Source organism: Microvirgula sp. AG722, assembly GCF_003269145.1.
In the GTDB taxonomy this organism is placed as follows: domain Bacteria; phylum Pseudomonadota; class Gammaproteobacteria; order Burkholderiales; family Aquaspirillaceae; genus Microvirgula; species Microvirgula aerodenitrificans.
Genome location: NZ_QLTJ01000001.1, coordinates 89,929 through 103,308 on the forward strand (window position 1 = coordinate 89,929; position 13,380 = coordinate 103,308).

Sequence of the window (13,380 nt, forward strand, 5' to 3'; positions counted from 1 at the left end):
CTACGCCGCCGCAAACACCCAGCAGTCGTTGGCCGGAAACTCGACCCAGTACTCTCCGGCCTCTCGTGGCGTGTGGCCAAAGGCGCGGAAGCGCAGGTCGCCACGGTCGAACAGATACTCCCAGCGGTCGCCGAGGTACATGGCCGTCACCAGCCGGGCACGGACCCGGTTTTCGCCGGGGCCGTCGGCCACGCTGACGCGTTCGAGCCGGATCACCGCCTGCGCACCGGCGCCGACGGTGACATGGTCGATCGCCTGCCCGGCCAGTTCCCAGTCCGCGCCGGCAATGCGCACCCGGTGGCCATCGACCGCGACCACCCTTGCTGTCAGCTTGTTGTTGCTGCCCATGAACTCGGCGCTGTACAGCGATTTCGGCGTGGCATACAGCTCGGCCGGCGTGCCCTCCTGCTCGATGCGGCCGTTCTTCAGCAACAGGATGCGATCGGACATCGCCATCGCCTCGGTCTGGTCATGGGTCACGCACAGCGCCGACAGCCCGAGTTCGATGATCAGCGCGCGCAGCCAGGCACGGGCCTCCTCGCGCAGCTTGGCGTCCAGGTTGGACAGCGGCTCGTCGAGCAGGATGACCGGCGGGTTGTAGACCAGCGCACGGGCAATGGCGACCCGCTGCTGCTGGCCCCCCGACAACTGGAACGGAAAGCGCCCGGCCAGTTGCGCCAGCCCCAGCTGCGTCAGCACCTGGTCGACGCGCTGGCGGATTTCGGCCGTGCCGACCCGGCGCAGTTTGAGGCCATAGGCCACGTTGTCGAATACCGAACGGTGCGGCCACAGCGCATAGGACTGGAACACCAGCCCGAGTGCGCGCTGCTCGACCGGCAGGTTGTGCGCACTGGCGCCGTCATACAGCAGTTTGCCATCGAGCAGGATCTTGCCATCCGACGGTTGTTCCAGCCCGGCCACGGCGCGCAGCAGCGTGGTCTTGCCGCTGCCGGACGCGCCGAGCAGCGACACCACTTCTCCGGCCTTGAGCTGGAATGACACGCCATTGAGAATCGGATGGGCGTCGTAGCTCAGGTGCAGATTTTCGACAACAAGCTTAGTCATGAAGTTTCACTCCGAAACGCAGGGCGACCGCCAGACCGGCGCCGACCATGGCAATGTTGATGACCGACAGGGCAGCGACCTGATCGACCGCGCCGGTTGCCCACAGCGACACCAGCAGCGAACCGATCACCTCGGTGCCCGGCGACAGCAGATAGACCGCCGTCGAGTATTCCCGCTCGAAAATCATGAAGATCAGCAGCCAGCTGGCCAGCAGCCCGTAGCGGATCAGCGGCAGCGTGATATCGCGGCTGGTACGGCCGCGGCTGGCGCCGACGCTGCGCGCGGCTTCTTCCAGTTCGGGTCCGACCTGCATCAGCGCGCCCTGGACCAGCCGCATCCCGTAGGCCAGCCAGACCACGGTGTAGGCCAGCCAGATCGAGAACATCGAGTTCCGCAGCTCCTTCAGCCCCGGCACGAACAGGAACACCCACAGGAAGGCCAGGCCGGCGAGGATGCCCGGCACTGCGCGCGGCAGCAGCACGATGTAGTCGAGCAGCCGGCTGCCGCCATCGGCACGCCGGTGGCCGGCAAAGCCGATCGCGGTATACGCGGCCACCGCCACCAGCCCGCCGATCACGCCGACCCCCAGGGTATTGGTGATGGCGCGCACCATATTGTCCTGCTCGAACAGGTCAGTGAAATTGGACAGCGTCAGCGAGTCGAGCAGCGATACGCCATCGCCCCAGTGGCTGACGAAAGCGCGCAGCACGATGCCGGACAGGGGCACCAGCACGGTCACTGCCAGCCACAGGCCGATGATGGCGAATGCCAGCCAGCGCCAGTTGCCGAGCGGCAGCGGCTGCTGGCGTGCGGCCTTGCCCTTGATCGACACATACTTGCTGGCGCTGCGCAGCAGCCGGCGCTGCAACAGCACCAGCGGGAAAGTGGCCGCCACGATGCACATCGCCACCGCCGCCATCAGGTGATAGGACGGAATGCCGAGCTTGTTGGTCAGCTTGTACAGATAGGTCGCCAGCACCAGGTGCCCCTCGGGGTCGCCGAGCACCAGCGGCAGGCCGAAAATCTCGAAGCCGAGGAAGAATACCAGCACGCCGGAGAACATCAGCGAGGGCATCACCATCGGCAGGCTGACATCGCGCGCCACCCGGAACGGCGTCGCTCCGGAGATTCTCGCCGCCTCCTCGACATCGGCGCCGAGATTGCGCAGCGCGGCCGAGGCATACAGGTACACGTGCGGAACATGGGTCAGGCCGGCGATCAGCGCGATACTGGACAGGGTGTAGATGTTCCACGGCACGTCGCCGAACAGATTGCGCCACCACAGCGAGTAGAAGCCGACCGGACCGGTGGCGACCACATAGCCGAATGCCAGCACCATCGGCGACACGAACACCGGCGTCAGCAGCAGCGGTTCCAGCCAGCGACGGCCGGGCAGATTGGTGCGCACCATCAGGAAGGCCAGCAGCCCGCCCAGCGGCACGGCGATGACCAGCATGCCGGCGGCAATGGCGACCGAATTGCCCAGCGCCGACCAGAAGTCCGGGTCATCGAAAATGAAACGGTAGGCATCGAGACTCAGTGTCTTGTCCGGCATGAAGAACGGTGCGGACAGCAGGCTCTGGTACACGATCAGCGACAGCGGCATCAGCACCGCCACCAGCACCAGGCCGATGGTCAGCCAGCGCGAGGGGGTCAGCTGCCGCAGAACGGGCGGCAGGCGCAGCGGGGCCTGCGCAGGCGCCAGGGTCGGCGCCGACGGGAGAGGGGAAGTCATGGGTGTGTTCCTGGTGGACGCCGCCGCGGGCATCCGGCCGCGCGGCGGGCGTCGATCGGTATTACTTGGCGAGAGCCTGCTTCCAGGTCTTCAGGAATTCCAGACGCTTGGCCTGATCCAGATACACCAGCAGTCCGGTGCCGACCTGGATCGGCTTGAGGCTGTTGCCAAGCTGGCGCGTCAGGCCCGCCATCGACGTCTCGCCGGTCACGTCGGCACGGATGGCAAACAGGTCGGCCTGGTTGGCGAGCAGGGTCTGTCCGCGCTTCGACAGCAGGTAGTCGGTCCACAGCCGCGCCGCATTCGGCGAACGTGCGCTCTTCGAAATCACCGACAGCCGGCTGACCACCAGCGTGTAGTCCTTCGGATACACATAGCCGATCGACGGGTCCTTCTTGGCCTTGGTGAACGCATAGGAACCGATGATGTTGTAGCCGATCAGGTTCTCGCCGGACGAGATGCGTTCCAGCATCGCCCCGGTACTCGACTGCACCTTGAGACCGGTCGCCCCCAGCGCGCGGATCAGATCCCAGGTGGCATTGCCGGCCACGCGATAGTCCTGGGTCAGGTAGTTGAAGCCGACGCCGGACTTCTCGATATCGTAGGTGGTGACCTTGCCGGCGAATTTCTTCGGATTGGCGCGGACAATGCGGGCCAGATCGGCATGGGTCTGCGGAATTTCGGCAGCGGTCAGCAACCGCTTGTTGTAGACGATGGCAATCGGCTCGAAGGTGGTGCCATAGGCAAGGCCCTGGTAATGCGCCCAGCCCGGCAGGTTTGCCACTTCCGGCGACGCATAGCTGGCGGCAAAACCGTCATTGACCAGCTTGACCTGCAGGTCCATCGCCGAACTCCACAGCACGTCGGCGGAGCCGCCGCCTGCGGCAGCCTCGCTGATGAAGCGGTTGTACAGCTCGGTGCTGTTCATGTCGTTGTATTCGACCCGGACGCCCGGATAGAGCGCTTCGAAGTCCTTGATCAGCGGACGGACGGCGGCGGTATCGGTCGTCGAGTAGACCACGACCTTGCCTTCCTTGCGGGCGGCGGCGATCTGGTTGCTGTAGCTGGCCGGATAGCCGGGCGGCAGCGGATCGGCCAGGGCAGTGGCGGCGGTACAGGCCAGCGCAGCGGCCAGCGCGAGTTGCTTGAATCGCTTCATGCAGAATCTCCTTGTGGGCTGACGACCGGCCGCCGTTGTGCCCGGCGATCGCGGCCCCGGCGGCACCAGCGCCGCCCGGAATGTCAGTTGTGTGACTCGAGAATAGGCAGTCGCCGCTTTCGATTCGCTTTCAACCCGGCCCGCCTGCGGATTATTTTCATTGTGCATTGCGGGAGTCGCTACACTGGATTTCCCGTTTTTCCATCGCTCCGTCACCATGCGCATCCTGCTTGTCGAAGACCACCTGCCACTGGCCGAATCGCTGACCCGCGCCCTGAGCCAGGCCGGCTTCAGTGTTGACTGCATGCACAACGGCGCCGACGCCGACCATGTACTGCACACCCAGGACTACGCACTGGTCATCCTCGATCTGGCGCTGCCGCGGCTGGACGGCTGGGAAGTGCTGCGCCGGCTGCGCGCACGTCGCAACCGGGTGCCGGTCATGATCCTGACCGCACACGGCGCGGTCGGCGACCGGGTGCGCGGGCTGGACCTCGGTGCCGACGACTACCTGCCCAAGCCCTTCGAGCTGGCCGAGCTCGAAGCGCGCGCCCGGGCACTGATCCGCCGCAGCCATGGCCAGGAAAGCAATGTCCACCACTGCGGCCCGCTCAGCTACGACAGTGCCGGCCGCCAGTTCACGCTGGCCGGTGAGCGACTGCAGCTGACGCCGCGCGAACATGCGGTACTGGAAGTGCTGATCCTGCGCGACGGCAAGGCGGTCAGCAAGGACACGCTGTCGGAGAAGATCTTCGGACTGGACGAGTCCAGCAGCGCCGATGCCATCGAGATCTACATCCACCGGCTGCGCAAGAAACTCGGCCACGCCCCGGTCGCCATCGTCACCCTGCGCGGCCTCGGCTATCTGCTGGAAGCGAAATGACACTGTCCAGCCTGCGCCTGAAGCTGGCGGTCTGGCTGCTGCTGCCGCTGCTGGTCCTGCTCGGTTTCGACGCCTGGCTGACCTACCAGCGCGCCATGGGCACGGCAAACATGGCTTTCGACCGTACGCTGTTCACCTCGGCCAAGGCCATCGCCGAAGGGGTGCGGCTGGATGGCAACCGCCTGCAGGTCGATCTGCCCTATCTGGCACTGGAGCTGTTCGAAGCCAATTCCCAGGGGCGGGTGTTCTACCGGGTGGCCGAGGACAACGGCAGCACGCTGACCGGCTACGCCGACCTGCCGCTGCCGGCCGGCAACGGTCCGCCCGACTTCCGCCCGCAGTACTACGAAGCCCCGTTTCGCGATGACACCCTGCGCCTGATCGCGCTGCGCCAGCCGGTCTACGACGTCAGTCGCGGCAGCCACCGCAGCGTGTGGGTGCTGGTCGGCGAAACCCCGGAACTGCGCCGCCAGCTCGCGCGCGAAATCCTGATCGGCTCGCTGCAGCAGGAAGTGGTACTGGTCTCACTGGCGCTGGCCATCGTGCTGTTCGCCATCGGTCATGGCCTCAAGCCGCTGGACCGGCTGTCGGCAGCGCTCGGCGCGCAGCGGGGCGACAGGCTGCAGGCACTGGACACCCGCGATCTGCCGACCGAAATCCGCCCACTGGTCACCGCGCTGAATCGGCATGTGGAACGGATGCAGCAGATGCTGAGCGCGCGCCGGCGCTTCTTCGACGATGCTGCCCACCAGCTGAAGACACCGCTGGCGGTCATCCAGGCCCAGACCGAACTGGCACTGCGCGAACAGGACCCGGCCGTGCTGCATCAGCGGCTGCGCGGCCAGCTGCACACGCTGCATCAGGCCTCCCACGGCGTCCAGCAACTGTTGTCGCTATCACGACTGGAGCCGGACAGCGGTCTGGTGGCCACCAGCGAGCCGGTCGATCTGGCGGCGCTGGCGCGCGACGTGGCACTGGAATGGTCGCCGGTCGCCCGCCGGCATGGCATCGACCTCGGCTACGACGGCGCGCAGCACGCCTGGATGGAGGGCCAGCCGGCCCTGCTGCAGGAAATGATCGGCAACCTGATCGACAATGCCATCCGCCACGCCGGCCCGCGCCTCACCGTCGCCGTCACCACCAGTTCCGACGGGCCCCGGCTGGCCGTGATCGACAACGGCCCCGGCATCGCGCCGGCCGAACGCGACAAGGTCTTCAGCCGTTTCTACCGCGTGGCCGGCACCCGGGCCGACGGCAGCGGACTGGGGCTGGCCATCGTGCGCGAAATCGCCCACCGCCATGCGGCCCGCATCCGGCTCGACGATACGCCAGGCGGCGGGCTGACGGTGCACGTCAGCTTTGCCGGTCATCCTGCGCCGCCCTGACCCCTGCGGCCGACAATGGCAATCGGCATGCAATCCGGCCCGGACATGGCACAATGCGCGGACCTCAATCCAAAAGTCATTACGCCATGCGCCGTCTGCTCGCCATTGTCCTGTTCGCCACCTGCCTGATCCGCCCCGCGCTGGCCGCCACGCCCAGTGTCGAGTCCATCGACACCCTGCTGGATGTCACCGGTGCCAGACAGCTGGCCGTGCAGATGTCCGACCAGGCCGGCCAGGTGCTGGAAAACATCAACCAGGAGCTGATCACGGAAATGCAGCTCGATGCCGACCAGCAAAAGGCGCTGCGCCTGTATGCCAGCAAGTCGCTGGAAACGATCCGTACCGAACTGAGCTGGGAGGCGCTGCGCCCTGGCTATGTGAAGCTGTACCAGGAAGTGTTCACCCAGGACGAGATCGACCAGCTGATCGCCTTCTACCGCACGCCGACCGGCAAAATGCTGACCACCAAAATGCCGGAAGTCTCGAAGCGGACCACGGCGCAGATCCAGGAGCGCATGAGCGTCATCGTGCCGCGCCTGCAGGCCGCGCTGGCCGAGTCGGTCAAGCAGATGCAGGAAGACAAGGCCGCCCGCAAGCACTGAGCGTCATCGCCGGCCCACGCAATAACGCCACCCCGAGGGGTGGCGTTTCTGTGTCAGGACATGGCAGTTGCCCGCTTACACCTTGTCGTACAGCTTGCCGCCGCCCTTCTTGAACTCGATGGCCTTGGTCTCCATGCCCTGGCGCAGCGCGTCCTGTTCGGCGATACCCTGACGGGCGGCGAAATCGCGCACGTCCTGGGTGATCTTCATCGAGCAGAAGTGCGGGCCGCACATCGAGCAGAAATGCGCGACCTTGGCACTGTCCTTCGGCAGGGTTTCGTCATGGAACTCGCGGGCGCGGTCCGGGTCGAGGCCGAGGTTGAACTGATCTTCCCAGCGGAACTCGAAGCGGGCCTTGGACAGCGCATTGTCGCGGATCTGCGCGCCGGGATGGCCCTTGGCCAGGTCGGCGGCGTGCGCGGCGAGCTTGTAGGTGATGATGCCTTCCTTGACGTCGGCCTTGTTCGGCAGCCCCAGGTGCTCCTTCGGCGTCACGTAGCACAGCATCGCCGTGCCATACCAGCCGATCTGCGCGGCACCGATCGCCGACGTGATGTGATCGTAGCCGGGGGCGATGTCGGTGGTCAGCGGGCCCAGGGTGTAGAACGGCGCTTCGTCGCACCATTCCAGCTGCTTGTCCATGTTCTCCTTGATCAGCTGCATCGGCACATGGCCCGGGCCTTCGATCATCACCTGCACATCATGTTTCCAGGCAATCTGCGTCAGTTCGCCCAGAGTCTTCAGTTCGGCCAGTTGTGCCTCGTCGTTCGCATCCCAGACCGAGCCCGGACGCAGGCCGTCGCCAAGACTGAAGCTGACGTCGTAGGCCTTCATGATCTGGCAGATATCGTCGAAGCGGGTGTACAGGAAATTTTCCTGATGGTGGGACAGACACCACTTGGCCATGATCGAGCCACCGCGGCTGACGATGCCGGTCATGCGGTTGGCGGTCAGCGGCACGTGGGCCAGGCGCACGCCGGCGTGGATGGTGAAATAGTCGACCCCCTGCTCGGCCTGCTCGATCAGCGTGTCGCGGAACAGCTCCCAGGTCAGGTCCTCGGCCTTGCCGTTCACCTTTTCCAGCGCCTGATAGATCGGCACCGTGCCGATCGGCACCGGGCTGTTGCGGATGATCCACTCGCGCGTTTCGTGAATATGCTTGCCGGTCGACAGATCCATGATGGTGTCCGCACCCCAGCGGATGCCCCAGGTCATCTTGTCGACTTCCTCGTTGATCGACGACGTGACGGCCGAATTGCCGATATTGCCATTGATCTTCACCAGGAAATTGCGGCCGATGATCATCGGTTCGACTTCCGGGTGATTGATGTTGGCCGGGATGACGGCGCGGCCGCGGGCGATCTCGTCGCGCACGAATTCCGGCGTGATCTCGGCCGGAATGCTGGCGCCGAAGCTTTCGCCCGGGTGCTGGCGGGTCATGAAGGCCGCCATCTTTTCACCCTGCGGGCCGCTGGCGCGCAGGCTTTCCAGATACTCGCGGCGGCGCAGGTTCTCGCGGATGGCGACGAATTCCATTTCCGGGGTGACGATGCCCTGGCGCGCATAGTGCATCTGGGTGACATTGCTGCCGGCGCGGGCGCGGCGCGGCGTGCGCACCAGTTCGAAGCGCAACGGATCGAGACTGGCATCGGCCAGCCGGCTGCGGCCGAAGGCGCTGGTCAGTTGCGCCAGCCGCTCGGTGTCACCGCGCTCGTCGATCCACGGTGCACGCAGCTCGGGCAGCCCCTTGCGGATATCGATGCGCGCATCCGGATCGGTATAGAGCCCGGACGTGTCATAGACCGTCACCGGCGGATTGGCTTCGACGCCACCGTTCAGCGTGGTATCGGTCAGGCTGATCTCGCGCATCGGCACGCGCAGGTCGGGACGCGAGCCCTGCACATAGATTTTCTTCGACGCGGGCAGCGGCTGGATGGCGGCCTGGTCGACATGGGCGTCGTCGGCACGGAAATCGCGGGCGGTCATGGGCAGTTCTCTCTCGGTTTCTGGGTGGCGTTCAGGCCACCCGGTTTGCAGACGCCAGCAGTTCGCGATGCGCTGTCGCGCGGCCGGCCGGGCGTCGGAATGGCGTTACCACCAGGCATGGAAATGATGGACCGGGCCGATACCGTGTCCGACCTGCAGCCGGTCGGCCGCTGTCAGCGCCTCGGTCAGCCAGTGCTTGGCGTCGTGAACGGTCTCGGCCCAGTTGCGTCGCTGCGGCCGCAGCGCCGTCAGCGCGGCGGACAGGGTGCAGCCGGTACCGTGGGTATTGCGGGTGACAACGCGTACCGCCGGGAAGCGTTCGGCGCCATCGCGGGTCACCAGCCAGTCCGGGCTGTCCGCCGTGTTCTCCAGATGACCGCCCTTCATCAGCACCGCGTCAGCCCCCAGCGCCAGCAGGCGCTCGGCCTGGGCCAGCATGCCGTCCTCGTCGCGCACCACCGGCTCGCCCAGCAGCGCGGCGGCCTCCGGCAGGTTCGGGGTGATCAGCGATGCCAGCGGCAGCAATTCGTCGCGCAGCGCCGCCACGGCGTCGGCGGCCAGCAGCGGATGGCCGCCCTTGGCGATCATCACCGTATCCAGCACCAGCCACTTCGGCCGGTGCTGGCGGACGCTGGCAGCAACGGCATGAATGATGTCGGCCGTGGCCAGCATCCCGCACTTGGCGGCGTCGATGCGGATATCGCTGAACACCGCGTCCAGCTGGGCGGCGACAAAGGCCGGTGGCACCGCGTGCACACCGGTGACACCGCGCGTGTTCTGCGCAGTCAGCGCGCTGATGACCGACAGGCCATAGGCGCCAAGCGCGGAAAAGGTTTTCAGGTCGGCCTGGATGCCGGCGCCGCCGCCGGAATCGGAGCCGGCGATGGTCAGGGCATGCGGAATGAAGGCGGGATGTTCGGGCAGGGACATCAGGACTCGCTGGCGGACGGGGTGGCGGAAACGTGGCTCAGCGCCCGCAGGGCGGCAGCAGCGGCACGCGGGTCGGCGGCGGCACAGATGGCCGACACCACGGCAATGCCGTCGGCACCGGCCGCATAGACGGCGGCGGCATTGGCGGGGCCGATGCCGCCAATGGCGACCGCCGGCAGCGTTTTCTGCCGCATCAGCTCGCCAAAGCCGGCCAGGCCGATCACCGGCGACGCATCCGGCTTGGTGCCGGTCGGGTAGACCGGACCGACGCCCACGTAGTCGACCACCCCGGCATCGACGGCGGCCAGCTGGGCGGCATTCGACGCTGACAGGCCGACAATGCGCGACGGACCGAGCAGGCGCCGGGCTTCTGCCACCGGCAGGTCCTGCTGGCCGACATGGACACCGTCGGCGTCGACCGCCAGCGCCACATCGACCTGGTCATTGATCAGCAGCGGGACATTGGCACAGCGGCACAGCGGCAACAGCGCGCGCGCGGCGTCGACCCACTGCCGTTTCTTCCACTGCGGCGCACGCAGCTGCACCAGGGTGACGCCGCCTTCCAGCGCGCTCTCGGTCACCCGGCACATGCCGTCGATGCCGCCGCACAGGTCGGGGTCGAGTACCAGATAGACGGTCAGATCGAGTTCGCGCCTCATGCCGGCAGCCTCCGTTCCAGGGTCGGGGCATCGAGCCCGGCCAGCGCATCAAGCAGCGCCACGGCGAAACTGCCGGGACCGGCGGCCTGTTCGGCAGCCTGTTCGCCGGCAATGGCCATCCATGCGCAGGCACTGGCGGCGGCATGCAGCCGGTCCGGCGCCCCGGCCATGCTGGCGGCGACCAGCGCCGACAGCGAGCAGCCGGTACCGGTCACCCGTTGCAGCAGCGGGTGGCCATTGGCGACCGACAGCAGTCGTTCGCCATCGGTAATGTAGTCGGTGGCACCGGTCACCGCGACGACGGCGCCGGTCCGGCGCGCCAGTGCCACGGCGGCACTGACCGCCTCGTCGCTGCCGGCGGTGCTGTCGACGCCGCGGCCGCCATGACCGAGTCCGGCCAGCGCGATGATTTCCGACGCATTGCCGCGGATTGCCGCCGGCGCAAACGCCAGCAGCTCATGGCTGAATGCCGTGCGATAGGCCAGCGCGCCCACGGCGACCGGGTCCAGTGTCCACGGCGTACCGGCCTCGGCAGCGGCGCGAACCGCCAGCAGGATCGCCTCGGCCTGGTGCGAATCCAGCGTCCCGACATTGACCGACAGTGCCGAGGCCACGGCGGCGAACGCAGCAACCTCTTCGCGGGCAACCACCATGGCGGGCGCACACCCGCACGCCAGCAGCACATTGGCGGTAAACGGGGTGACCACGGAATTGGTCAGGCAATGGACCAGAGGCGCCGCGGCGCGGACACGGGCGATCTCGTGCGCGGCACGGGCGGAAGTGAGTGGCGTCGATTCCGACATGCGGTCCCTTCGGGCAGCATGACAGCGGAAGCGCGAGCGGCGCACGGGCGAAAGCCGGCGCGGCATCGTGACCTCCCTACGCTGGCATGACCCAGATCAGGTGATTGCGGGACTATCTCAGCCGACGGCAAACGCCGTCGACACCCCGAGTCACGGTTGAAACGAGCGCCGATTGTGCGGCCAGCGGCGCGGGCCGTCAATGCACTGCCGGCGCCGGCCGTCGTCGCAGCGGCCTCAGTCGGCCGGGCTTTCCAGCGCTTCCAGATCGATGCGGATGCGGATGGTGTCACCGACGAAGGGCAGGCCATACTTCATGCCGAACGCCGAGCGCCTGAACTCGGTCGTGACCTTGGCGCCACAGGCATTGCGGCCCCAGTACGGATGCCGGCCGCAAGTCAGCCGCTCGATTTTCAGCGCGACCGGCAGGGTGATGCCGGTCAGGGTCAGCTCGCCGTCCGCGGCCACCGGCTGATCCTTGTCGAAGCGCAACTGCGTGGAATGAAAGCGCAGCACCGGATACTGGCTGACCTGGAAGAAATCCTTGCTGCGCAGTACGGTATCGCGCGCCGGCAGGCCGGTGTCGATCGACGCGGCGTCGATGCTCACCTCGATCTCGCCGCGCTGCGCCTCGCGGTCGAGCACGATAAAGCCCTGGGTCCGGTTGAAGCGCCCGATCAGTTCGGAAAAGCCGAAATGGCTGACGGCGAAAGTCGGATAGCTGTGCGTCGATTCGATGTCATAGCGCACCGGCGCGGCCGCGGCCGCCAGTGGCAGCAGGCAAAACAGCAGCGCGTATTTCATGATGGCCTCCGGGCGACAACGATAAGTGAGTTATACCGTTGCCGCCCGCTGCCTGTCAGCGCATGGCGAAAAATTCGCGATGGAAATGCGCCGGAGGCAGGCCAAGCGCGGCCAGTCCGTTCTGCAACTGCTCGGCAAACGGGGCCGGTCCACAGAACCAGACCGGCGGCCGCTCGCCATCCCGCCAGCCGCTGGCGATATGCGTGGCATCCAGCCGCTGACCGTCGCCGGCAATGCACAGGTGCAGGTTCACGCCGGCAGCCCGGCAACGCGCATCGAGATCCGCCGGCCACATCTGTTCGCGGCTGCGGCAGCAATAGTAGAAATCGACCACTCCCTGACTGCCGCCTTCGCGGGACAGCGCCTCCAGCCGTGCCAGGAACGGCGTGATGCCCACGCCACCGGCCACCCACACCTGCCGGGCCGGACCGCTGAAATCGAAGCCGCCATACGGGCCTTCGACCTCGACCGGCTGGCCGGGGCGAATCCGGTCCGACAATGTGCCGGTGTAGTCGCCGAGCGCCTTGATGCCGAAGCGCAGCCGGCCGTCCTCACGGGTTGCCGATGCAATCGAGAACGGGTGAGCACCCTCGGCCGGATCGAAGGTCACGAAAGCGAACTGACCGGCCGCGTGAGCGAATGCCTGCGAGTCCAGATCGACCTCGACCTCCAGCATGCCGGCCGCCGGGGCATGCCGCACCGCGACCACCTGGCCGGCATGACGACGCTGGCGGCCGATACGGCCGGACAGCGACAGCAATGCCGCCACCGAGCCCGCCAGCGCACAGGCCAGCGTCCACAGGCCGGCCGGCTGGCTCCACCACGCCGACGGCATCAGTTCAAGCCCGTGCAGCACGAAGGCAATGAACACCAGCGGAAACACCTTGTGCACGTAGCGGAACCAGCGGTACGGCACCAGCTTCAGCAGCGCGATCAGCAGCAGGGCGGCAACCAGATACAGGCCCCACTCGCCGATGCCCTTGGCCAGTTCGTGCAGCAGCGCCGGTTCGCCACCGCCGCCCTTTTTCGCCGGACGGAACAGCCAGCCGGCCTGCACCATCCACTTGGGAAATTTTTCCGCGCCCCAGTGCAGGAACAGCAGCACGGCACAGCCGATGCCGGTCCACTTGTGCAGCCGGTAAATACGGTCCAGCCCGCCGACCTGGCGCTCGAGCCAGCGCGAACGCACGGCCAGCACCAGGCTGAAGGCCATGGCGGAGAACAGTACCAGTCCGCTCAACAGCACCGCCTGCTTGCGCCAGGCCCAGAAATCAGCCGCCATCAGCACGGACCAGTCCACACTGCCCGCCCACATCGCCACACTGATGGCGATCAGTCCCGCCAGCCACTTGCCCATGGGATCCTCCCGTCG

At 66.8% G+C, this 13,380-nt stretch carries 12 protein-coding genes and 1 riboswitch; of the genes, 3 read left to right on the forward strand and 9 right to left on the reverse strand.

What is annotated here, in order from left to right:
• The 3 genes from DFO50_RS00410 to DFO50_RS00420 all read right to left on the reverse strand — a co-directional run bounded on the left by DFO50_RS00410 (nt 1) and on the right by DFO50_RS00420 (nt 3,959).
• Nucleotides 1–1,065, reverse strand: a complete 1,065-nt coding sequence (locus tag DFO50_RS00410; protein WP_112691898.1) for an ABC transporter ATP-binding protein — start codon at nt 1,063–1,065, stop codon at nt 1–3.
• Nucleotides 1,058–2,800, reverse strand: coding sequence for an iron ABC transporter permease (locus tag DFO50_RS00415; protein WP_112691899.1), 1,743 nt, complete (start codon nt 2,798–2,800; stop codon nt 1,058–1,060). The genes DFO50_RS00410 and DFO50_RS00415 overlap by 8 nt, the downstream gene beginning before the upstream one ends.
• Before the next feature lie 61 nt (nt 2,801–2,861).
• Nucleotides 2,862–3,959 (reverse strand): ABC transporter substrate-binding protein, encoded by a 1,098-nt coding sequence (locus DFO50_RS00420; RefSeq protein WP_028497930.1) that lies wholly within the window; start codon nt 3,957–3,959, stop codon nt 2,862–2,864.
• A 217-nt stretch (nt 3,960–4,176) separates the two neighbouring features.
• Here DFO50_RS00420 and DFO50_RS00425 point away from each other — a divergent pair, with 217 nt between their 5' ends.
• The 3 genes from DFO50_RS00425 to DFO50_RS00435 all read left to right on the forward strand — a co-directional run bounded on the left by DFO50_RS00425 (nt 4,177) and on the right by DFO50_RS00435 (nt 6,829).
• On the forward strand, nt 4,177–4,842 hold the full coding sequence (locus DFO50_RS00425) for a response regulator (protein ID WP_107888756.1): 666 nt from the start codon (nt 4,177–4,179) through the stop codon (nt 4,840–4,842).
• On the forward strand, nt 4,839–6,227 hold the full coding sequence (locus DFO50_RS00430) for a sensor histidine kinase (RefSeq protein ID WP_107888757.1): 1,389 nt from the start codon (nt 4,839–4,841) through the stop codon (nt 6,225–6,227). The genes DFO50_RS00425 and DFO50_RS00430 overlap by 4 nt, the downstream gene beginning before the upstream one ends.
• An 86-nt stretch (nt 6,228–6,313) precedes the next feature.
• On the forward strand, nt 6,314–6,829 hold the full coding sequence (locus DFO50_RS00435) for a DUF2059 domain-containing protein (protein WP_028497932.1): 516 nt from the start codon (nt 6,314–6,316) through the stop codon (nt 6,827–6,829).
• 75 nt (nt 6,830–6,904) lie between these two features.
• Here the strand turns inward: DFO50_RS00435 and thiC are convergent, their stop codons facing one another.
• The 6 genes from thiC to DFO50_RS00465 all read right to left on the reverse strand — a co-directional run bounded on the left by thiC (nt 6,905) and on the right by DFO50_RS00465 (nt 13,365).
• On the reverse strand, nt 6,905–8,815 hold the full coding sequence (gene thiC / locus DFO50_RS00440; RefSeq protein WP_028497933.1) for a phosphomethylpyrimidine synthase ThiC: 1,911 nt from the start codon (nt 8,813–8,815) through the stop codon (nt 6,905–6,907).
• 105 nt (nt 8,816–8,920) lie between these two features.
• The gene (gene thiD / locus DFO50_RS00445; protein WP_107888759.1) at nt 8,921–9,745 is read right to left on the reverse strand and encodes a bifunctional hydroxymethylpyrimidine kinase/phosphomethylpyrimidine kinase; all 825 of its coding nucleotides are present in this window, start codon (nt 9,743–9,745) and stop codon (nt 8,921–8,923) included.
• Complete coding sequence (gene thiE, locus DFO50_RS00450) at nt 9,745–10,404, reverse strand: thiamine phosphate synthase (RefSeq protein WP_112691900.1); 660 nt, start codon at nt 10,402–10,404, stop codon at nt 9,745–9,747. Before thiE ends, thiD begins: the two co-directional genes overlap by 1 nt.
• On the reverse strand, nt 10,401–11,207 hold the full coding sequence (gene thiM / locus DFO50_RS00455) for a hydroxyethylthiazole kinase (RefSeq protein WP_112691901.1): 807 nt from the start codon (nt 11,205–11,207) through the stop codon (nt 10,401–10,403). The genes thiE and thiM overlap by 4 nt, the downstream gene beginning before the upstream one ends.
• A gap of 56 nt (nt 11,208–11,263) precedes the next feature.
• Nucleotides 11,264–11,365, reverse strand: a riboswitch (TPP riboswitch).
• 76 nt (nt 11,366–11,441) lie between these two features.
• On the reverse strand, nt 11,442–12,008 hold the full coding sequence (locus tag DFO50_RS00460; protein WP_107888762.1) for a YceI family protein: 567 nt from the start codon (nt 12,006–12,008) through the stop codon (nt 11,442–11,444).
• Between the two features lie 55 nt (nt 12,009–12,063).
• Entirely contained in the window at nt 12,064–13,365 is a 1,302-nt protein-coding gene (locus DFO50_RS00465) for a ferric reductase-like transmembrane domain-containing protein (RefSeq protein ID WP_107888763.1), read from the reverse strand.
• Between the last annotated feature and the right edge of the window lie 15 nt (nt 13,366–13,380).